13 protein-coding genes and 1 pseudogene are annotated in these 22,948 nt (G+C 36.5%); 2 read left to right on the forward strand and 12 right to left on the reverse strand.

The annotated features are described in order from the left end of the window. Positions 1-278: hypothetical protein (locus tag I6F49_RS20420; RefSeq protein ID WP_231615141.1), on the forward strand; the 278-nt coding region annotated here is incomplete at its 5' end. A 472-nt stretch (positions 279-750) separates the two neighbouring features. On the opposite strand, the gene I6F49_RS18450 is transcribed toward I6F49_RS20420, so the two are convergent. The 11 genes from I6F49_RS18450 to I6F49_RS18495 form a co-directional block, all read right to left on the reverse strand. Beyond that, positions 751-3,678: a TonB-dependent receptor gene (locus I6F49_RS18450; protein ID WP_197181579.1), complete on the reverse strand. Its 2,928-nt coding sequence runs from the start codon at positions 3,676-3,678 to the stop codon at positions 751-753. Positions 3,679-4,067: 389 nt separating this feature from the next. Further along, complete coding sequence (locus I6F49_RS18455; RefSeq protein ID WP_197181580.1) at positions 4,068-4,781, reverse strand: metallophosphoesterase; 714 nt, start codon at positions 4,779-4,781, stop codon at positions 4,068-4,070. 217 nt (positions 4,782-4,998) lie between these two features. Continuing rightward, complete coding sequence (locus I6F49_RS18460) at positions 4,999-5,244, reverse strand: YfhL family 4Fe-4S dicluster ferredoxin (protein ID WP_024594128.1); 246 nt, start codon at positions 5,242-5,244, stop codon at positions 4,999-5,001. A gap of 703 nt (positions 5,245-5,947) precedes the next feature. Beyond that, positions 5,948-7,915 carry a sulfatase family protein gene (locus tag I6F49_RS18465; protein ID WP_024594130.1) on the reverse strand — a complete coding sequence of 656 codons (1,968 nt, stop codon included), beginning with the start codon at positions 7,913-7,915 and terminating at the stop codon, positions 5,948-5,950. A gap of 97 nt (positions 7,916-8,012) precedes the next feature. Continuing rightward, a complete protein-coding gene (locus tag I6F49_RS20645; RefSeq protein ID WP_442961273.1) occupies positions 8,013-8,153 on the reverse strand; it encodes a hypothetical protein in 141 nt (46 codons plus the stop codon). After that, positions 8,095-10,758 (reverse strand): hypothetical protein, encoded by a 2,664-nt coding sequence (locus tag I6F49_RS20650; protein ID WP_197181581.1) that lies wholly within the window; start codon positions 10,756-10,758, stop codon positions 8,095-8,097. The genes I6F49_RS20645 and I6F49_RS20650 overlap by 59 nt, the downstream gene beginning before the upstream one ends. A 253-nt stretch (positions 10,759-11,011) precedes the next feature. After that, the gene (locus tag I6F49_RS18475; protein ID WP_024594240.1) at positions 11,012-12,880 is read right to left on the reverse strand and encodes a right-handed parallel beta-helix repeat-containing protein; all 1,869 of its coding nucleotides are present in this window, start codon (positions 12,878-12,880) and stop codon (positions 11,012-11,014) included. Between the two features lie 32 nt (positions 12,881-12,912). Then, positions 12,913-14,718: an alpha-1,3-galactosidase-related protein gene (locus I6F49_RS18480; protein WP_166379566.1), complete on the reverse strand. Its 1,806-nt coding sequence runs from the start codon at positions 14,716-14,718 to the stop codon at positions 12,913-12,915. An 85-nt stretch (positions 14,719-14,803) separates the two neighbouring features. Continuing rightward, positions 14,804-16,423: a sulfatase family protein gene (locus I6F49_RS18485; protein WP_024594238.1), complete on the reverse strand. Its 1,620-nt coding sequence runs from the start codon at positions 16,421-16,423 to the stop codon at positions 14,804-14,806. 196 nt (positions 16,424-16,619) lie between these two features. Continuing rightward, the gene (locus I6F49_RS18490; protein ID WP_024594237.1) at positions 16,620-19,115 is read right to left on the reverse strand and encodes a glycoside hydrolase family 2; all 2,496 of its coding nucleotides are present in this window, start codon (positions 19,113-19,115) and stop codon (positions 16,620-16,622) included. A gap of 271 nt (positions 19,116-19,386) precedes the next feature. Then, positions 19,387-20,412, reverse strand: a complete 1,026-nt coding sequence (locus I6F49_RS18495; RefSeq protein WP_197181582.1) for a LacI family DNA-binding transcriptional regulator — start codon at positions 20,410-20,412, stop codon at positions 19,387-19,389. Between the two features lie 142 nt (positions 20,413-20,554). Here I6F49_RS18495 and I6F49_RS18500 point away from each other — a divergent pair, with 142 nt between their 5' ends. Next, a complete protein-coding gene (locus I6F49_RS18500) occupies positions 20,555-21,949 on the forward strand; it encodes an MFS transporter (RefSeq protein ID WP_197181583.1) in 1,395 nt (464 codons plus the stop codon). Between the two features lie 147 nt (positions 21,950-22,096). On the opposite strand, the pseudogene I6F49_RS18505 reads toward I6F49_RS18500, so the two are convergent. Then, positions 22,097-22,948 (reverse strand): annotated as a pseudogene (locus tag I6F49_RS18505) (hypothetical protein); the annotation flags it as partial.

Below are 22,948 nucleotides of genomic sequence, written 5' to 3' on the forward strand. Positions count from 1 at the left end.
CGCCAGCGTTCAATCTGAGCCATGATCAAACTCTTCAATTAAAAAGTTTTATGTCTTTCGACAGCTCAATGAATTCTGAATTTATTTTAATATCTTTCGATATTGAATTGACTGTGCCGAAGCAACTTATAAATAAGTTACTTCTGTTGGTCACTCAGTTTTCAATTGAGACTCTAATTTATTTGCCTCGTTACTTGCTCAATAAAGAACGAAGTAGGTTGGCTGTTAGAACTCAATCTGTACGAGTGCCCACACAGATGATTGCTTTATATTGTTAAAGAACGTTTTGAGTCGCTTTAGCGTCTCAAGGGATGCGAATAATACACCCTTTATTTNAACGTTTTGAGTCGCTTTAGCGTCTCAAGGGATGCGAATAATACACCCTTTATTTTTCGAGTCAACACTTAATTTTAAACTTTCTTTTTAGAAGATTTAAAACCGAAGTTTTATTTAACTCTCTGAGGTAGTTCGTGCCTCGCTATGCGTTGGCGTTTCCCGTCTCAGTGGGGTCGCATTATAGGGAGATTCGAGCGGGGGTCAATGTTTTATTTCAGCTTTTTGACAATTAAATGAATTTAGTATGAAAGCTATACAAATAAAGGGTTGCGAGGCTTTTCCTGCCTATTAAACAACCAATGCATGAGCGATAAAACTATGTGCATACATAAAATTATATTATTTGGCTCTGTTAGGTTAAGCCAACTAAAGTTAGTCAGTTGGCTTTTGATAAAATATTGCGTATGCCGTTAATTAAAAGCTGTAATTAAAGCCTGCGTAATAGCGCCGTCCCGAATAGCTCGAGTTAAGTAATCGTGCATCTGTATCATCACCTAAACGCGTTACCGATTCCGACTTAGTTAAATTAATAACAGCAGCTGTTAAGCTTAGCCCTTCATACAAATTAACCGATGCATTAACGTCAACTTGCTCATAGGGATCTTGATATACATTTAAACCACTATTAAGGCCTAATACTGTCTCCCCTCGTTTGTTATATGAAGCGCGCACATTAAAAGCGTCACCTTCATAATAAACAGAAGTGTTGTACTGATACTTTGCACTACCTATTAATGCCGACTGACCAAATTCTTCACCATTTACAGTTACATCTGCTTTGTTAGTTTTGTTATAGGTGTAGTTTGCGTAAAAGCCAAAACCATTATCAAAGGCATGCTGGATAAATACTTCCGCGCCTTTAGATACCGCATCGGTACCATTACCTACAGTGCTATACGGAGCTATATTAATAATACCGGCATCCACTATGTTATTTTTACCGGCAAAACTTTGCTCTACATCTATTACCAGTGGCACAACAAAGTTATCTACTTTTTTATGGAAAAGCGCCAATCCAATAGCAGAACTCTCGCTGTAATAATACTCAATAGATAAATCTGCTTGAACTGATTCAAATGGTTTCAAGTTTTTATTACCGCCACTACCGCTAAAACCAGGCAATTCATTAAATGCAGCTCTATCATCGGCCCATTCATTCGATACAAACGTAATACGCTGCTGCGCACCTAAATCGCTGTAGTCAGGACGAGACATTACTTTTGCTATTGCCCCACGTATAACTAAATCGTCAGTTGCATCCCACGCTATATTAAAGCTGGGTAGTATTTGAGTATCTTTGTTTTGCTGAGTGACTAACTGATAGTCTTCTACAAAACGTGCGTCACCCGTTACTGGCTCACCTGTTGCGTCATTTGTGTGATCTAATTGGTAGGTATATAAGTCGGTAGATGAAGTAAATGTTTTTGTTTGCACCACGCGCACGCCCAAATTACCTCTTACTTCACTAAACTCAAAATCGCCTTGAATATAAAAAGCAGATATTTTTTCTTCAATGTCGTAAACAAAGTTATCTTCAATACGTGTATAAGGAACATAGTTAGCAGTGACCATATCGCGGTATTTATCCCAATCGATACTTGGCATTTGGTTTATATTAAAACCACCAGCAATATTACTCTCATTCGTAAATACATTTTGAGCTAATGGCATTCCATCATTCCACTGGTAGCTATCAAAACGCGTAATACCTTGCTCGCTTGCTTCGCCCGCAGCTATATCAAAATTAGGATCTAAAAAGAAGGTGTTGCCGGTTTCACGGTGAAGGGTTGAGTTACGGTATTTAACACCGGTTCTAATTGTTTTTAAAAAGCCCCAATCAACATAAAAATCCACATCAGCTTGGTAATAATCTTCTTCTAGCTCACTGCGTACAAAACTTGAGTTTGAAGAACCCGCATCACGACCGCCTCCAATTCCATTTTGTAAGTTAGTTAATGTATTAGGGTCAATATTAAGTGATACATTATTTTGGTTGAGTGACCAGCCTGCCGTTTGAGCTGCATTTTGTATAGCAGTGGCGTTTTCGCCGGCGTTTGAACTTTTATATGCAGCCTCCCAGCTTTCTTCTGGCCCTCCTTCTGATTTTGTATTACCCACAACAAAACGCGCTTTAAAATTATCGCCTTCGTAAGTTAAATTAAAATCAAAGGTATCTGAAGTAGATTCTTCACGTACATAACTTCCGCGCATCCACGGAAACTGCATATCACTTTCAATACCGCTTGCCATCGCATCGTATTGCATACCAGTGACAATAGTGCCCGATTCATCAAGGTTAACATCCGTTAAAAAGTCAGGATTGAGTGACCACTCAGGTATATCAATTACAGATTCTGTTCTGTCTTGCCCGAGTGTAAAGCCAAAGTAATTAAATCCAAGTTCTAAACGATTTGTTGGTCGCCATTGCGTACTAAATTGAATCCCCTCACGCTCACGTTTTTCGTTAAGAACAGAGCCTCGCACAACTTGTGGAAACCAAACGCCATTGTAACTGTTGCCATTTGCATCATTAATAGTATCCCAGCCGTTATTGTTATCAACTGCGTTACTGTTTATATCTGTAGGTTGCCCACCGCCCGTATAACGCCATACATTTGCATCAGTTCCGCCCGAAAGTGTTCTGTTTGTTCTTTCCTGATAGGTATAGCCAACTAATACACCAAAGTTTTCGTCGTCGTTTTTCCATGAATATAAACCCGTAAACTGCGGTTCGTACTCTTTTGTAACATCAGCGTAAGTACTCTCTACATTAAATACACCTGAGTTTGCATCCATACTCAAAGGTTTTCGGCTATGCATTAATACAGTACCACCAACCCCACCTTCATCTAAGCGTGCCTCTGGCGATTTATAAACCTCTACACTTTCAATCATCGAAGACGGTAACAAAGCATAATCAAATGAACGCGAAGGTTCACCCGGGGAAGACGCAATAAAATTACCATTGAGTTGTGTAAAAGTTAGCGCCGACGACAAACCACGAATACTGACTGATGAACCTTCCCCACCATCACGCTCAATTACCACACCAGGTACACGCTGAAGAGAGTCTGCTACGTTTTTATCAGGGAATTTTCCAATATCTTCAGCGGTAATTGCATCAACCACAGAGCCAGACATACGTTTTACATCTAAGTTTTCGGCCATGCTTGAACGGATACCACGTACTTCTATTACTTCTATATCTTTTGTATGCTGCGAGCTTTCGTTTTCTTGCGCTGCAAAAGCGTACGTAGAACCCAAAGCAGAAAAAATTGATACATAAAGTGACGACTTACACAATTTTGAAAAAGGAAAAGAGTTTATACTTGTTGCTATCATGTGAGAGGCTGTTCCATTTAAATCTGCTCGTAAAGCTAAAGCGAGAAGTTAGTCCTTTTACGCAAATTATTTACGTAATGGCAAAAATTGCAGCCAAGTTTACACAGCCAAACTTAACCGTTTGTTAACCAACAATATAAAATCGAATCAATCCTCTTTTAACTGTATTTATACCTATTAAATGAAAGTTAAACCCCAACCCACACAAAAAAAAGCTCAATTAATAAACTAAGAGGGCTTTGTTGTATTTAATAGCTTAATAAAATAATTACAGTGCACAAATCATCATAGAGTGTATAGAAAAGCAAAGGGGATAATTAGATGTGGTAGTCAGCAGCTTACATTTTAAAAAGCAAAGCTGCCGAATGATATTTAAAAAGTAGAAAACCCTAAAGAGTAGATGACTTTTCAAGCGAAGTAATAACGTCTGAAAGCTCAAGCAATGTCGGCTTTCCACCGTGATAGTTAGTATCTATATGGTAACTATTGCCAACCCAGAAAGGTGCTTTAGTTGAGTTATGTCCATGTATTGAAAAGTCGACGCCATGACTTTTAACTACCTTATTTTGTTTAACTACTTCGCGATCCCACAATAAAGATTGCACAATCACTGATTTATCATCAGGGTAATTTGCCCAATTCCACGATTGCGGAAATGTATGAGACAACCCAATTTTATAGCCGCGATATTCAAGTACTATCGAAAGCGGCTTTGTTAGTAACTCATTACACATAACATCGAGCTTTTCACTCGATACATACTTATGCCAATTGCCACCATTGTCCGTCCATAATTTAAAAGCGGCAGCATCATTACTTAATAATGACTCCAGCATTAAATGCTCATGATTACCTAATATCAAACATGCCTTAATTTCGTGTAAGTACGTAAATAAATCATATGTTTTATCCCCACGATCAATAAAATCACCTAAACAAAATAAAGTGTCGCTTTGCGGGTTAAAATTTACGGTATTAAGTGCGCTTTTTAACGCTGGTAAATCACCATCAAGATCGCCAATTACAAATACTCGGCACTTATCATTTATGAATACGGCTTGTTTTGAAGATACAGCCTGAATAGCGTTAATACCTATATCCAAAATAGACTCCTATAGAATGCAATCTAAAACTTAGATTAATACTTGAGTTTATAAAGCCTTAAGGTAACACAATATAGTTGATAATTAATGAAGGTAATAAGATTTGATTGAAACTAAAAACACATGACGGCGGATTTTTGCTACAAGCTACATAAGTAATGTAGATAGTTTTTAGCCGATAGTAAAAAGCGGCTTAGCAAAATACCTAAACAAGCTATTAGCTAGTTAACAGCACATATTTATCAGCCAGTTCATCTAAGCTTTCACGCTTATTTGGATCAGGCTTTATACAGTCAATAGGGCAAACACTTACACAAGTAGGTTTATCGTAATGCCCTACACATTCAGTACATTTACTAGCATCAATTTGATATATTTTAGCTCCCATATAAATAGCCTCATTAGGGCATTCAGGATCGCACATGTCGCAGTTAATGCATTTGTTATTTATGAGTAGAGCCACTTATAAGCCTCTTCAATTAATATCATTATAAAACAAAAAGATAGAGCTAAACTAAATGTTTTTTGACTACTTTTGATACAAGTCCAGTTCAATAATAAACCTTTATTTTTCTTTAAATCGTAGCACACATTCGTAACACACCATTTTATTTTTAGGTGTAAATTGCAGCCACGAATTATGCCTATTTTTCTCTGTTGCTTTGTTGATCTCAATCAATAAAAATCGCCGCAAGGCCTTTATTTATATAGGTTATTACAAAGTGAAGTACTCTTTATCAACGCTTACCAAAGTTCAATACACGAAAGCTAAACTAGAATGGAACCAGCTCAAACCGCCGTTTTCTATGCAGCACATAAATCGGTGTGTTATTTTGGCCACTAAAATCATCTTTTTTAAAGGAAAAGAGAATTTAAAACAAGGGACTAAAAAATTAGACACTAAGCGTTTATCTAAATATGAAGCACAACACAGTCTTCGTATCATATTTACGTTATCTAACATTGTGCCTTTTTACTCGATCTTATCTAAATCGTTTTTAGCTCCAACTGAAACCTCTAGCTTAAAGTGGTTTTGGTACGTTTCTTCAAAAGTCTTTTATTTGGTGGACTAGGTTGATTGAAGTTTAAAAAGCAGAAATATCTGACAATGTAGTTTGGCTAACAGCATAACGACTCAAAAATTTTAGCCGTTATGCTGTTTATTGCTAGATTGTTTTTAAATAAGTTACCCGGTCTTTAAACCAGCTATTAACCATACGTTGGCTAAAGCTGTTCATTGGGCTGCTGGCATTAGTACGTAATTTACCCCATGATTTTTGCAGTTTAATATCAAACGTAGTATCCAATTCATCATGTAATTGAGTAGCAATATTTAGTATTGCTAAAACGGTTAGTGGATTTTCTGTTTGTTCTATTAAGCTTTCTAAATCAGCCTTGGGAGATATCCCTTGATTAAGAGCCAAGTACTGAATAGCCCTACCTCGATTAAGTGCACTACTGTCATGTAGTTTTATTTTATTGATTAAAGGTAATAACTCATTTGCCTCACTACCAAACGATAACAGCGTATTCATTGCCCAATAGCGATCCCATTGTTCATTTGATAACAATACTGCCTTTAACTTATTTTTTACTTGTTCAAACGGTTGTAGGCTCATATCTATTATATTGATAAAGCGGGCAATATTACTTTTGTGCTTTAAACCAAAAGTATTGGGGTCATCTTTTGCAATATCGACTAAATAAGATTCAGGATAAAAAGCTAAATCGGGCATCGATCGCAGCTTTTTTTGTAATCCTGTACGCATTTCAATCACTTCATCCGTGTATTGTGGTAATAGTGCTAAATTTTCAGTTTCGAAAGGATCTTGTTCAAGGTCGTATAATGCCTCTAACGGCTTATGTTTAAAAAAAGCACTTTGTACAGAGTTTAACTTGTTAGCCTTAAATAGGTATTTCCACTCTCTGTAAGCGGCCTGTTTATAACGGTAACTTGAAAACAATCCATCTGGGTTAAAAGGTAAATAGTTACGAATATATTTATATTTACCTTTGCCAAAGCCTCTTACCATATCGTATTTTTCATCAAATCTATCGGCAAATGAAAAGTTTGTATCACGCTTATTTAAATCATCTAAACTTAAATTTTTTGACAAAAAGCTTTCGCCATCCTGCAACTTAGATTTAGGTAAACCTGCCAGTTCAAGCAAGGTAGGGGCAAAATCTATAAAACTAATAATGCCATCTACTCGAGTCGATAGCTTAGCTTGTAAATCTTTATGTAATAAATGTCGAAAATTCTTTGGTACACGAACAACTAAAGGAACATTAAGGCCTCTTTGTGAAACAAACCCTTTGCTACCTGGTAAAACACCACCATGATCACCAAAATAAAATATGAATGTATCCTCTAATAATCCTTCCTCTTTAAGCTGATTTATTACCACGCCCATCTCTTTATCTACTTTTTTATGTAAGTCGAGATAACGAGCGTACGTATATCTGAATAGTTCAGTATTGGGGTGGATAGGATCTAATTCTACTAAATTGGGATTATGTATCGTTGGTAAATTTTCTATATCGCTTTCAGGAAAGTGTAGTTTTCCTTCATGCGTGGTTTTCCACGTTTGCATATGAAAGAAAGGTTGGCCTGCTTTGCGATTATGCCAGCTCGCTCCCTTTTTTGACGAGCTCCAATTATTCTGTGGTGAGATAAAGTTATAGTCTTCTTTGGCATCATTTGACGTGTAATAACCTGCTTTAGTGAGGTAATCACTTATTGTGCTTAATTCTTTAGGTAAGTTTATACGCTCAAATGGGCGGTGATATTCCATTGCTAATTTAGCAGGATACGCCCCCAGGGCGAGCGTTGTTCTTGCTGTTGAACATACAGGCGAGTTAGAAAATGCATTATTAAACACTAAGCCTTGCTCTGCCAAAAACTCTATATTGGGCATTTCAGCGCCTTTAGCGTTATACAATTTTAAATACCGTTTCGAGTTATCCTCTGATACTAACCAAACAAAATTTGGCCTTTTTTCAATCGCTTTTTTGGAAATAGGCGAGTCATCATTCGATATAGCAGAAGACTCACAACCCGATAACAGAGCAGAGGCAAGGCATATCGTTAGTATATGTCTCATTCCTAATTTTTTTATTGTCATAATATTCATCACTTATTAAGATACAAAAATAGCGGCACTCAGTACGCTTAGTTAGTTAGTTAGTTAGTTAGTTAGTTAGTTAGTTAGTTAGTTAGTTAGTTAGTTACTAGTAACCAACATCAAAAAATCGAACTGATCCAGCAGGAACAGTAACGTTCATTTTATTATCAGTTATATGAAACGCTTCTTTAGATAAAATATCTTTTACCCATTTCGCNTATATGAAACGCTTCTTTAGATAAAATATCTTTTACCCATTTCGCTTTTTTATGAAAATGTATAGTTACATCTCTATCTTGAGGGTCAATATAGCCTTGATCGACTAAAATAATACGGCTATGTTTCTCGTCTAACTTAATTACAGACCAAGCAGAACCTTCAACACGTATAGGTAAATTTTGTGCTCCGAGCTCAATTGAGTGTTGCATCTCTGGGTAAAATTCTTCTGCACCTATCTCTTTATCATTACTAAAACCGACTCTTCCATTTGATACAAAATAAGGGGTATTTTGTTTTTTTAATTGCGCTGCAGATTCTATAGGGGCGATTGGGATCATGCCATTTGGCATTGGCGGAATGAAATTCAACCATCTATATTGCACACCTAAGGCCGCTCTAGAATAATCATACTTTGGTAAGTTTGTACCCGCCCATTGAATTTGCCCTAAACTCATCAAAGCATTGGAGTCATTTTCACTGTAGTGATTCATTTCGTGATGATTAGTTATTGAATGAGCTAACTCTATGTCTACATCTTTTATTAGCATCCATGAACCGATTGATTGCATTGCATCTTTTTCAACAATCGGTAAAACACCCGACTTCATTAATGCAAATAGAACATTTAATCCTGGCTGCTCGGTATAACGGCTATCAAAAATAATACCCATTCTTGAACCATACGCAGCTCTTAACACGGCAGTTCTAAGGTAGGGAGATACACTGCGCTGTCCACCAGGGCTAAGAGGACGCCAACTGGTTGGGTTATCATCAACAAGTCTCATTGCGTAATCGTTAACATAACCACCTAAAAACATGCCAACTCTACCGGTAAAATTTATATCTTGCGTACGTGATGTCGTATCCTCAGCAGAAGGAACTAAAATATCAGCGTACTGCCCAGAAAAAAACATATCTTTCCAAGGTTGCTGTTGAGAAGTCGTAGCCCAAAAAACATCTTTATATCTAAAATATAATTTTGCTTTGCCTTGCTTACGCATTGCTTTGGCTAAGCGTGGCATATACTCCGAGATAAAATAAAGTACTCTTGGATCTTTCGGGTCGTGCATTTCAGCATATAAAAAGCCAAGAGCGGTATTAGGAGCGGCCTCTAATATAGCCTCCATTGTGTCAATACTAACCCCAAATGGGTCTATACCGTGACCAGACCAAACAACAAAACTTTTTCCTTTGGCCTCAAATGCCTTCGCTTTTTTAATTAATTGCTCTCGCGTATCTTTGTATTTACCTCGGCGATCTTGCTTAAGCGCAATTTTGCCTATTTTTTTAACTAATTGGCTGCGATCCCATTTTTCAGTCCATCGCTCTTGGGCTACGCTAAGAAAATCGGCACCATTGAGTTTTTCCACATCACTATTTAGCTCTGCTTTAGTTAGCATTACCCAAGGTTCATTAGATTTCTTTTGGTAACTTGGCATTTCAAAAGCTAATGTTTGTTCATACAAATCATTAATATTTTTTTCAACTTGCGCTAACCGACCGGTTAATTGATGAGGAGTGTCTAACCAATTTTTATTATTTAAATCAAAACTATAAATAGTATTACCTCCACCAATTTGGCCTGCCGCAAAAAGTTTTTCGCTAGTGGCTGATAACTCTATATCATTAAAAATAAGGCCGGTGTACTTTTCGCCAACTTGTTTTATTAACTTTCCTTTTGCATCAATTAAATAAGTAAGCCCCCCAAATTGAAGTACTATTTCGTTATACTTAGGTAATAGTGATGTGCCGTACACATGCGCATAACGCTGTCTTTGTGCAGATGCTATTTTAAAGTCTGCAATGCGTTTAAATTTGCTATTGTAAGCAACAAACGATGCAGCAGACTTTTGACCACTTTTATAATCACCGAAAAATAATAAATCGTCTAAACCATCCTGATCTAAGTCTGCGATGTCGATATCCGTTATCATCATATTTTTAGAAATGTCTTTAACATTTCGATCTGCAGGGCTAATTTTGCTTATTACCTTCTTTGATTTAGGGTCAATAAATCCCATAAAATCCCAACGATACTTATCACGATCTAAAGTAAAAACAAATAAGCTGTCTTTGTCGCTGGATAAAAAACGACCTGATTCTATTTTGCGAACCACACCCTCTAATTTTGTTTCGCTGAGTAGTTGTCCATTACTATTTAGCTCATACAAAATAAAGTTATTCCCCCCTGCGTAAATCCGTTTTTCACCGTCAACACGTGCTACTGCAACTTCACTAAAGCGAACTTTTTTAGGTGGAGTAAATTTCCAAAGAGGGGCTACCTTATTTTTAGATGTGGTATCCCATGCATAAATACTTCCATCAGCACTTGCTGCTATTAGCTCATCAGATTGATCATTATTTAAATCCGTACTATTTATCTCAAAAAGTACTGCTTTATTTTGAGTTGCGCTTCGCCACAGCTCTTCACCATTTGAACTATAACTTGCTACAGCACCATCTAATTCAGATGTATAAACAACGGGTTGACCATTTACTGTACCACTTGTAATTTGACGAAGACCATTGCCCTGTGTCGTAAAATAATCTTGTGAAACTTCACTTGCAAAGCTGCTAACACAGAAAAGTAACGTTATTGATGCCGCGCTTAATTTATTAACAATTTTTTTCATTGATATACCCTCACCTTTAGGTGAATTGAGAAACTTTAATATAATGTGTGTGTTTTAATGCGATAGTTAAATATTTACCTACTTAATTTATAAACAGGCCCTAAAAAAACGTGTAGAGGTGCGCTCCTAAAAGATAAATTTTAGAGTGGCGTGTTTATTTAAGTTACCCGTTGTTTATTTAAAGTAGGCGTTATAAAAGCTTATATAAGCAATATAAAACTGACTAAAAGTACTTATTATTAAAATACTCATTTTAGTTTTTAGCTCTTTTATAAGTTGTTGTGGGACTAAGTAGCTGGGACTTACTTTCAGAGAATCCTTGTAAAATATTATTTATAGAAATGGTAATATTGTCGCTGTTGTTTATTAAAAACAATGAGTCATATTTTTTACGCTCAGGATATCCAGTCGTTTTTTCAATGATGTTATTTTCAAAAACTAAATGTGAAACAGAAAATAAATTGAGAATAGGCGCTTTATCAAACACTTTGAATGTGTTGCCTTTTATTACAATATTTTTGTTATATCGTGATGTTTCTTTAAACTGCTCATCAATTCCAGCGTCTACGGCTATAACCCCCTGCCCCCACTGACTATAAAAACTATTTTCAAAAATATTATTTTTAATCGTTACATCTCGAACGCCACCTTGCTCAAACCAAAAATTTGCGTCGCCTTCAAATAAAATGGCCGATCCCGATGTATGAAAATAGTTATTTTCAACTAACGTTTTACCGCGGCTATTTAACAACATACCTCTGGCTCGGTTTTTACGAATTGTATTTCCTTTAATTATGACGTGTGCATAATCTCGAACCTCAGCAACAGAATCACCTTTTTGTAACCGGCTATCAAATGGCTTAACAAACTCAATTCGCGTTACTTCATTACTAACTCGAGTACTCTTTGCAACCAAAGCTGACCCATAAGTTATCAAACTGGGGCCATGAACTAGCTCTAACTCAGTTTCTGAGCCTATAAAATCGAAACCAAATTGCTGTGGATGTTGTAGCTTAATTTCTACCGTTTTATCATCTATAATTTTATCAATTGCAGCATAAATTCCATGTATGTTAGTTGCATCATCCTTTTGACTTTCGAATAAGTTATCAATCAACTTAATTTTTCCAGTACAATTAACAAAATGCGTTGCATCCGCTGTTGTGCTTACAATACGCCCTTTGCTAGGAGAGACTTTAGAGTCTTTGATTGTAATATTATGAGATCGTTGAGCAATTACTCCCATCCCCCCTGCATGATGAATGGTAATATTATGAAGTTCGACATTGTTACTGTCTGAAATAACCACACCGGGGTAATCACGATGCTTTGCCTGAAAAACTAATATATTTCCAACTTTTGCTTTCAAATTTGGATGAAAAATTCTTACAACGTCGCCTCCATCTAGCTTTTCAGCACGTAAAGCATTTCCAGTAAATATATCTTGCGCCATATACTCAGGCTCACGCAGTGCAAAGTTAAACTCTAATACACGCTTGTATTCATATTTATATTCATCTTGCGAAATTTGTTTACGTTTAAGTCTGTCTTTACTTTTTATTCCTGAGGCTTGAAATAGCTGAGACTGAAATTTTAAAATACCGGCCTCATTAATCTTATAAGGGAATTGGTCTGTAAATTTTAAATCTAAATACCCTTTTCCAGCACCAACAATTAATGCTTCGGAGTGAAAAGCCCGAGAAAAGTCGATAGAAAAATTACGAAGTATAATATGACTACTTTCATCTAAAATAAATGGCACTAAACCACCATGAAAAATAAAAGTAGAGTTATTTCCATCTATTTCAAGATTATTAAATAATGACAAAGGAAATGTAATACGTTTAATACCTGGGTCATTATTGCTTATATACATTAATCTATCGGCGGCTCGCTCTTCATAAAAGTCGTACCGACCTTTAGGAAAAGTGATTTTTGTTGCACCGATTTTTTTAGCCTCTTGCAAAGCTTTATATAAGCTATGGGTACTGTCGGATCCTGTATCTTTAATCGCGCCAAAGTCGCTTATATCTATCACTTTATCATTTGCAATAGTGCACAAGCTAAATAGAAATAGAGATAGAGATAAACTCAAAGTGAATTTAACGACAGAAATAAACATAAAAGATCCTTTGCCATATAATTTGATTGAAGTTACTTAATAGAGCCGTCGTCTATTAAAGTGCCTTTAGAGCTATCATCAACGATAAGCACTCGTTGTACTTTGCCATTATAAGTATTGTTTTTAAGTTCAATATTTTCACTGTTAACAAACTCAAAAAGTGGGCTATCTGGATGCAATACAGGCTGGTTAATATTACGATTAATCGTATTACCCGACACCGTTAAACCGCCAACTCTATCAGCCCAAACAATACGATTACCAAAGCTATTTATTGTGTTATTTTCAAATCGAATGTTGCGATCGTATATCTCATCTTGATTAAAACTTGTGCTAAGTCTTGGTGTTATGTTTAAAACCGCATGAGGTTTCCCTGCATAAGCTACATAGTCAAAAGTATTGTTTCTTATGAGTACGTCCTCTACTGCACCCGATTCGTACCAAAAGAAGGTTTCTCCACGAAACAAAATTGATGACATCATTGATGAAAAGAAATTATCTTCAATAACGGTTTTTAATGGTGTTTTTAAAACTACATTACGCGCGCGGTGGTTTTTAATGATGGTTTTACGCATTGTGAAAGTAGGGTTCCACGTTTTATTTTCTAACAAGTCACCTTTGGTAAGCTGTTTTGGCAAGCTATCTTTGAACTTAATCTGCGTATAATTTTCATTAATTATGTTTACCGATTCAACTATATTTATATTTTCTCTTTTGGTATTTGGCTGGTGTATAAACCAAATTTCATCACCTTGACCAGTAAACTCAAATCCTGTTTGCTCAAAGTGACCAAACTTGACCAATACAGTGTGACTATCAATTATTTTGTCAACTATGGTGTAAGTACCATGTACGTTTGCACCGTCATCTAGCATATTTTCAAAACGACTATTTTCTATTAAAATATCGCCCTTACAATTAGCAAAGTGAGTTGCATCAGCCGTTGTAGAAATTAAGCGCTCTGAACCATCACGTAAATAAACGCCTGAGTTTAGAATCTGAATGTCTTCACTTTTTTCAAATAAAAACCCCATTCCTAAAGCGTGATGTATAACTACATTATCAAACACTATATTTTTAGAATTTTTCACTTGAAAAGCAGGTGCGTACCGATGTGTTTCTCTGTCGCCTTTTGAGCTTGTTAACGAGCCAATCGGAGGGTGATTTTTAAGTTTTTCGTGAATTCTTAAAACACCATTTCCTAAGTCTTCTACGTTATCTGACTTGCTTTTACTGTCTATACCACCATGAACAACTCGCTTTTCATTTTTATCCCAAGCAAGTGTAGAGCCTAAATAGTCATAACTAAATCCATCAACATTTGGGAACCGAATTTTTCCTCCTTTAAGATCCCACTGATGATCGCCTTTAACAGGCCTTACGTCTCGATACCCTTGTTTCTCATTTACTGCCAGTACTTCAGCTACAAACGTAAACGGTATATCCCAATCAATAGTAATGTTGCTAACTTTAACGCTTTTATTATTATAAAATTCAAATGGCGCTATTTGCCCATGAAAAATAAATTCAGACCCAGCACCTTCAATTTCAACTGAGTCAAAACCATCTAAAGAAAAAGCTATTTTTTTTAATCCATTACCATGATTGGTAATTCGTCGGTACTCACTTGATGCATATTCAGGTAAAAACTTATAAGTCCCTTTCTTAAATACAATTTTTAAATCTTTATCTTTTACATTTTTCAGAGCGCTGCGAATAATCGGGGTCATATCCTGCGCTACCGGTTCAAAAGTTAAAACCTCTTTAGCGTACAACTGCATAGAAAGCAGCGGTAAAGCACTTAAAATTAAGGGGATTACTTTAGTTTTATAATTCATTCTTATGTCTCAATTTTTTATGGGTTGTGTTTATGATCTTAATTGAACGCTCAGAATTAATATTTCTGAGCGCTCAGCGCCTAAGCTACTGAAATTTCTTTCGGTATATATGCTCTATTTCGCTGTAATACGGCGTTTTAGGCTTTGGCATGTAGGCTGGCCATTGGATTGGTGAATACACTTTATCACCCGGTATATTTACTGAATCAGGATGGTGTAATCGATAGCTTTCACATTGAGTACTTACACAATTTTTACCCCATATATCAAGCACCTCTTTAACTGCTCGCTCAGACTCTGGATATGCACCCTTGTCGTCTGTTTTGGCAATCCAATCGAGTAAAATTTGGCGATGACGTAAGAGCTCTTTTTTATACTTAGGCAATGCAGCTAAATTTTTAATTTGGTCAGGGTCTGATTGCAGATCATATAACTCCTCTACCGGCTTTGTTGCAGAATAGTATGCTGCTTGCACTGGGGTTAGCTTACCTTCTTCATATAAAGCACGAGCCTCTATAGAGTATTGTTTTTTATCGCGGTATTGCGGTTGAGCGCTCGAAAGCTCTGGATGAAATTGGCGTATGTAACGGTATTTTTCAGTTCGTACGCTTCTCGCTCTGTCAAATGTATAATCCATTCGATCTTTGGCTGAAATAACGTAATCTCGACCTGAAAACTCTTCAGAAAAAACATTCTTACCGTCATAATAAGAAGGAATATCAATCCCGGCTAAAGCAAGGCTGGTTGCTGGTATATCTAAACCGCTGATCAAATCATTTCTTACAGCACCTTTACCTTTTAATAGCTCTTTACCTGCAGGCCAACTGATAATTAAAGGTACTTTTACGCCATCCTCATAAAGCTCCTGTTTGTGACGAAGTAACAGCATGCCATGATCTGAAAACCAAAAAATTGCAGTGTTTTCTAATATATTATTGTCATCTAACTCTTTTAAAATTTGGCCTAATTCGATATCAGACAAAACTTGAGTTTTATAATGCTTTGCCCATTCAGCGCGTGTTGCCGGGGTATCTGCATAATAAGGTGGAAGCGTCATTTTATCAGGGTCGACTTGAGGAACGTCTTTACCCTTAAAGTTATGATGCTTTCCGCCTTGTAGCTGTATCTGACCAAAAAACGGTTTATTTTTAAGGTTTTTAGCCCAATCAAATTTAGTGCCGTCATGTGCACCTTGAAAGCCCGCTTTTCCTTCGTGAGCATTGTAAAGTTTGCTACGATCATACTTAAAATTGTAATCATCTTTACCAATATTAAATGTCTGATATCCAGCATCAACAAACAGCTCTGGAACCGTTTTATATCCTTCTGGTAAAAAAGTCGCATTGTAACTGGCACGACTAGAACGATGATTTTGAAGGCCCAAGGTCGTTTGATATTGCCCTGTAATTAATGCTGAACGTGTTGCAGAACACACTGGAGCAGGCTGGTGTGCATTTGTAAAACGAACGCCTTGATCTGCAAATTGTTTAATATTTGGTGTTGATACAGTGTAATCACCCCAAGCATTATTCCACGGATTTTGATCCTCCATATAAATCCACAAAATATTTGTCGGTTTTTTTTGATTAACGGCTAATTTAGTTTTATCTATATTTTTAATACTTTTTGAGGTACTCACCTCTACATTAGCGTGTGCGCTAACTGTAATTAGCATTGTTATTGGTAAAAAAATTCTAAGTAACATAAAAGGCCTTTTATAAAAAATGATACAAGCAATTAAATGTATCAATAAGTTGAAATACAGAACCGTTTGTTATTTTCATCCAAGAAAAACACTCCTCAGCTAACTACTCTAAAGTAATGCTTTTCCCTTCCACGATTAATCAGCCAATCGCAGCTAGGCAAATATCGCCGCGACCACTGCAACACGGGCTATCTGCTTACTGGCTAATTAATACAACTGAATCTGAAATTAATTTTTCTCCACTAGCAGTCACTTTTATTTCCCCTAGCATGTTTTTATTACTTTTAACGATTAACATGGCTTTGCCGTAAAAGGCATGACGATAATCAGCTTGAAATGGGGCTGTTGTTGCCGAATCACCATTTCCGACCCCAATAATTTCGCCAGCACCTTCAACTTTAAAATTAATTTTATTATCAGCATCAGGAACTAAATTACCGTCTTTGTCTGTAATCTCTACGGTGATATAAGAAAGATCATAACCATCTGCGCTCAGTATTTTTCTATCAGGAGATAGCGCTATTTGAGCTGCTTTACCTGCTGTTTTAACCGTTTTAACAGAAACCACTTTATTATTTGTATATGCTACAACCTTAATTTCACCAGGTTGATACTCTACGTCCCAACGCAGTCGATACGGAGAATCAAAGTATTTAACCGACTTGTCGTAACGTAGGCTGACAGGTAAGCGTACTTTATCTTCACCTTTTCGTTTTCTTCCTTTAGATTGACCATTTACAAATAACTCAACCTCTTCAGCATTTGTATATGCAAAAACAGGGATTGTTTCACCGACTTTTTCGGGCCAGTTCCAATGTGGTAATACGTGTACCATTGGTTTTTTTGTCCACTGGCTTTGGTAAAGGTAAAATCTATCTTTTTTAAATCCAACTAAATCAACAGCCCCAAATGATGAACTTCGTGCTGGCCAATCTTGATTCCAATAAAACTTATTTCCATGATCACGACCACCGTAAGGCGTAGGCTCGCCAATATAGTCAAAACCTGTCCATATATACTCACCCATAACACTTGGATTATTCTTTAAATTTTCGAATTCTATATCTGGGATATAAGCCCAAGGAGGAGTGATCACATCAAAACTGGTGACATATTTAGACTCATGCTTATTATATTTTTCAATTGGGAAATGATACACACCACGCGTACTTACAACAGATGATGTCTCCGTTCCTACAATTATCCAATCGGGGTGTGCTTGCTTAATTTCTTGATATTTATAAGCCTTATAATTTAGACCCACAATGTCCATTTCTTGTGCCATGCCTTTATCTATAAAGTCAGGGTACATGCTCAAGCCATTGGTAACTAAACGGGTAGGGTCTTCGTCATGTGCAATACGTTGTAAATTTTTAGCAACTTTCCAACCGTCATCTGTGCGCTGCTCCATAACCTCATTACCAATACTCCACATGATTACTGAAGGGTTGTTACGGTATTGTTTGATCATGTCTCGTAAATCGCGGTCATGCCACTGTTCAAAGTTCTTATTGTATCCATTTACTACAGCAGGTTTTTCAATTTCCCACATATCGAAAGATTCAACTTGCAATAAAATTCCCATTTTATCAGCCAATTCAACCAACTCTGGTGATGGAGGGTTATGAGAAGTTCGAACAGAGTTAGCGCCCATTTCTTTCATTATTTCTAGCTTTCTTTCAATAGCACGCTTATTAACAATAGCGCCTAGCGGCCCATTGTCGTGGTGTAAACAAACACCCTGAATTTGAACTCTTCGGTCATTGAGCCAAAAGCCATCGTCAGCCTTAAATTCAATTTTTCGAACACCTAGCGGTACAGAATTTACATCAACAGTTTTTCCATCTTTTACAACGCTAGTAACTACCGTATATCTATATGGATCTTCAGTGTCCCATAGCCTAGGTTGACTAATTTTAAGTTGATGTTGGATTTTATGTTCACTATTTGCAGGTAATATAAGATCTAGAGCTGTCTCATCGACTACAACACCCTCAGCTGATTTTATACTTGTTTTTATAACAACAGCTTGAGACACTTTTTCGGTATTAATAACAGTGGTTTTATAATCAACAATCGCTTTATTTTTTGTAATAGCTGGGGTTGAAACAAATGTTTCCCATTGCTTAATATGTACTTTGTCGTTAATTTCAAGCCAAGTATTACGATAAATACCTGCTCCTGAGTACCAACGAGCTGAAAAATTTTCAGGAGATAACTTTACTGAAATCACATTTTCATCGCCTGGGTTGTTTAGATAAGGTGTAATATCAAATTCAAACGCAATATACCCAAATGGACGACTGATAACCTTATTTCCATTAACAAAAATTTCAGTGTTCGACATTGCACCATCGAAGGTGATAGAAACTGATTTCCCAAGGGTCGATTTTGCTAAAGTAAAATGCTTTCGATACCACGCTGTTCCAAATACCGGTAAACCACCATTTCTAGCACTGTAAGTTTTATCAAATGGTCCTTCAATTGCCCAGTCGTGAGGCAAGTTTAACGTTCGCCATTTTGAATCTTCAAATTTGCTTTTATCTGCACCAACGTGCTCACCTTTGGCAAATAACCAACCATCATTAAAACTTTCTCTCTCATTATTTGCCCAAGAATTAGCACTAATCATGCTTATTAGCATAATTAGTACTTTTAATGGCTTATATTTATTTACAAAATTGAAGTTCAAAATACTATTCCTGTATGACTTATTAACTAGGGATAACGTTATCCTTAAAAATTAAACTTAATTGAACGGTATGTCAATATCGCATTAACTTTATATAAACTTAAAAATCATATAAAAAAACATAAACAACTGATATTCATCGTAAAATAAATAGTTATGTTCCTCGTTCTTTACAATAAATTACATTGGGAGTTAATCAGGATAAACAGCAGGGGGGATCGTTATCCTAAGAGGAGGTAATTAAAACAAGTTAAATATAGGAGCTGATAACCTACAAATCTATTTTTTTAACTGATTTGCGCACAACTAAACTAGGCATAAATAAATGCGTTCTTTGAACTATATCTTCTTTTTCTAAAGTCATTTGTAGTGACAGCTTTGTAGCATACTCAGACATTTCAATAATAGGGTAACGAATGGTCGTCAGTGCTGGGCGACATTTATGTGCTATATCAAGATCATCAAACCCCATAACAGATACGTCTTCAGGTACTCTTTTGCCTATATCAAATAGCGCGTTCATGAGGCATACCGCCATTTCATCATTGTAAGCAACAATCGCTGTGAAATTTGCGTTTCTTTTGTATAACTCTTTAACAGCATACACACAATATTCTTCAATATTCGAAACAACGTCTTTTACAGGACTGTGTTCAACAATATTTTCTTCAGGGATTGGGATCCCTTTTGATTGAAAAAATTGACGAACACCTCGAATACGTTCTTCTTGATCGTTGTTGAGATTTAAACTGACTAAAGCGATATCTCTATGGCCTTGGCTGTATAAATAATCAGCCGTCATTCGCCCACCTGATACATTATCAAGCCAAACACATCTTGACGCTAATTCAGGTATAAAGCGGTTAATAAAAACTAAACCTGGAATTTTTTCAGCGAGATCTTTTAAATCATCAACAGAGCCAGACTTACTGTGCAAAATAATATTTTCGCAACCGTGCTCTCGAAATGAGTTTATGGCATCTATTTCGTGCTCAGGATCGTTATGTGAATTACGCATCATTACTTGAAATGACTTTTGGCGTGCTGCGGTCTCTGCACCAAAAGCAATAGAGCCAAAAAAAGGCTTGTGAAGTGCTGGAGTAACAATACCAACTAGCTCAGATCTTCTACTCACTAATGCTCTTGCATTGGTGTTGGGTCTATAACCCATTTCATCAATTACTTTTTGAACTTTAGCTCGACATTTTTTACCTACCTTCCCTTCTCCTCGCACTACACGAGAAACCGTTGAAGGTGATACATCCGCTACGCGGGCAACATCCTTTATAGTGACCATTGAGTTTAAGTTCTCCAAGAATAGTTAAGATAATTAATTTGTGCTAACGTTATCCCATAATTTTGCTCTTTTCAAATGAAAAATCTACATATCGCCTGATTATAACCATAAAAATAAGGTGGTTAAGCATTAGTGAGAAACCATGATCCAATTAAATAATAAAGACGTGATGCTTAAACAAAAAATATTGCTCGGTATCGGCTTTCTTGGAATATTTTTCTCTCATCAAGGTATCGGTATTTTAGCTATTCCTTATTACCAAATGACACTCGGTGTAGATCCTTTTTTCTTAGCCTTGGCTATAAAAGCTCCTGTTTTCGTAGCTAGTTTCATTTCCCCACTAGTTGGTTATTGGTCAGATAAATTACAAACCCCCTACGGTAGAAGAAGACCTTTTTTATTCGTATTCCCTTGGCTTTCATGTATCGTTTTTGGGTTTATTTGGATGGTACCTATTCATTGGGCGCAAACATACCAGCTATATTATTTTTCATTCATGGCGCTTTTATTTTATGCCTTTAATGCGTGTTGGACATTACCAATGAAGTGCTTGGCCTACGAGGCATCTAACAACTATCACGAACGAACAAAAGTTATGGCCTTTGTTACTTACTTTTTAAAATTAGGGGGTATTACCTATCATTGGATATTCCCTTTAGCAAAGCTAAGTATTTTTGGTGGGGTTGTGTTGGGCATGCAATATGTGGGTTGGGGTGTTGCTATAGTATGTTTGGGTTGCTTTGGTATGCTACCGGCTCTATTTCTAAAAGAGCGTGATTACAAAAAGACTGAAGTTAATAAAAATCTCCCTTTACTTTCAAGCTTAAACGCAATTATAAAAAATAAAAACATGAAGATTTTGCTCATTTTAATTGCTGTACAACTTACAGTTGGAAGCTTTGCAGCAAGCATGGATTACTACGTATTAGTCTACTACATGAATGACGGCAATATTCTGGCTGGCGCTACATCTAAAGGCATACTTTCGAGCTCATACGCAATTGCAGGTATTGCTGCAATTTACGTGCTGACATCCCTTTCTACACGTATAGGTAAAGTAAATACCTTAAAGTGGTCTTATAGAGTAACTATTATCGGCGGCTTTGCTAAGTGGTTTATATACCAACCTGGTAATGATTGGTGGTTGGTTTTAGATGCTATTTTATGTTGCTCAATTTGGGCCAGCATTGGTGTCATTGTATCTTCAATGATTGCAGATCAAATAGATGCTGATGAAGTTGCAAACAAAGTTCGTAGAGAAGGTTTGTTTGCCTCTTTGCAATACTGGATTATTGCAATTGCAAGTACCATTGCCATGATAGGCTCAGGGTTAACATTAAATTTAATCGGTTTTGACGCCTTACTTGGAATCAATCAATCACCTACCTCTCTTTTATTGATGAGAGTTATTTTGGTTTCGGGTACAATTATTTCGGCTGTTGTAGGTTATTTTTTTATTAGTAAATACAGTCTTGATGAAGAAGCATTTGAAAAAATAAAGCACCAATTAGCGGAAAAACATAGCCCGACGCCTTAAATTTATAAATGTAATGTGGCTTTTAATTTTAATTATATCAAACCACTATTATAAATCTCTATAGAGTTAACCGACCTTTGTACTGGTCGATTAACTCTATAGGCGTATTAAATCCGTGTGTAGCGTTTATAACTTAAGGTTCAAGTCTTATTTCAATAGACTGAAGTAGTTATAAGTATTTCTATCTTTTATTTTTTGAGCAAAGCCCATTCCTAAGTTTTTAAGCTGCTGCGCATTATTATAAGCGCCCATTTTGAGTTTTAATTCACTCACGGCCTGCGCTGTTGAGCCAATGCTATCTAGCGCTAAAAAGTACAAATAAGCGTATTGCACGTTATTACTCTCAAGTGTCATTGCGTGTTTAAATGAATCAACTGCAGCGGGTTTGTTACCGCTTCTAATAAGCGCCATACCGTTTGCATAATGTAGCGGCGCAGAGGTAGGTACTGCTTTTAAACCACTATTTAACGTGCTTTGCATTTTTGCTGTTTGACCAAGGCGATAATAAATATCGGCTAAATTTACATAACTTGCATCAAAGTAAGGGTCAACGCTAATGCCTTTTTGTAACGACGTTATAGCACCGTTTATGTCTTGTTTATTAAGCGCGAGCATACTTTGATTGATGTTACCTTCACCGCGCCATGTATTGACAGTATTGGCGTGTGCAAGCTCTATGATTGATTGATTAAGCCCATTTAACTGCGCTGTTGTTTGGCTTAGGTTTTGCGCAGCAGCAACACGCACCGACTTTAATTTGTCGGTTAATAGTTGCTTATAGCTTTTTAAACGCTCTGCTTCGGGGAGTAAAAAGCCCATTTTAGCAATCGCTAAGCGAATAAGCGGAAGCGACGAGTTAACCCAACTTTTTACTGTGACATCGTTTAGCTCAGCGCCCGAATTACCTAAATAGGCAATTGCACTGGCGCGGTCTATTTCATTTAACGAAAAGTCATTAATTAAGCTCATATGTGCATTTTGCGATATCGCTTTTAATGA

Origin of the sequence: Pseudoalteromonas sp. SWN166, assembly GCF_015864485.1 — a bacterium.
Taxonomy (GTDB): domain Bacteria; phylum Pseudomonadota; class Gammaproteobacteria; order Enterobacterales; family Alteromonadaceae; genus Pseudoalteromonas.

Coding starts and splice junctions, on each gene's coding strand:
- I6F49_RS18450 (WP_197181579.1), bottom strand. CDS start 3,678: ATGATAGCAACAAGTATAAACTCTTTTCCTTTTTCAAAATTGTGTAAG.
- I6F49_RS18465 (WP_024594130.1), bottom strand. CDS start 7,915: ATGAATATTATGACAATAAAAAAATTAGGAATGAGACATATACTAACG.
- I6F49_RS18475 (WP_024594240.1), bottom strand. CDS start 12,880: ATGTTTATTTCTGTCGTTAAATTCACTTTGAGTTTATCTCTATCTCTA.
- I6F49_RS18480 (WP_166379566.1), bottom strand. CDS start 14,718: ATGAATTATAAAACTAAAGTAATCCCCTTAATTTTAAGTGCTTTACCG.
- I6F49_RS18485 (WP_024594238.1), bottom strand. CDS start 16,423: ATGTTACTTAGAATTTTTTTACCAATAACAATGCTAATTACAGTTAGC.
- I6F49_RS18495 (WP_197181582.1), bottom strand. CDS start 20,412: ATGGTCACTATAAAGGATGTTGCCCGCGTAGCGGATGTATCACCTTCA.
- I6F49_RS18500 (WP_197181583.1), top strand. CDS start 20,555: ATGATCCAATTAAATAATAAAGACGTGATGCTTAAACAAAAAATATTG.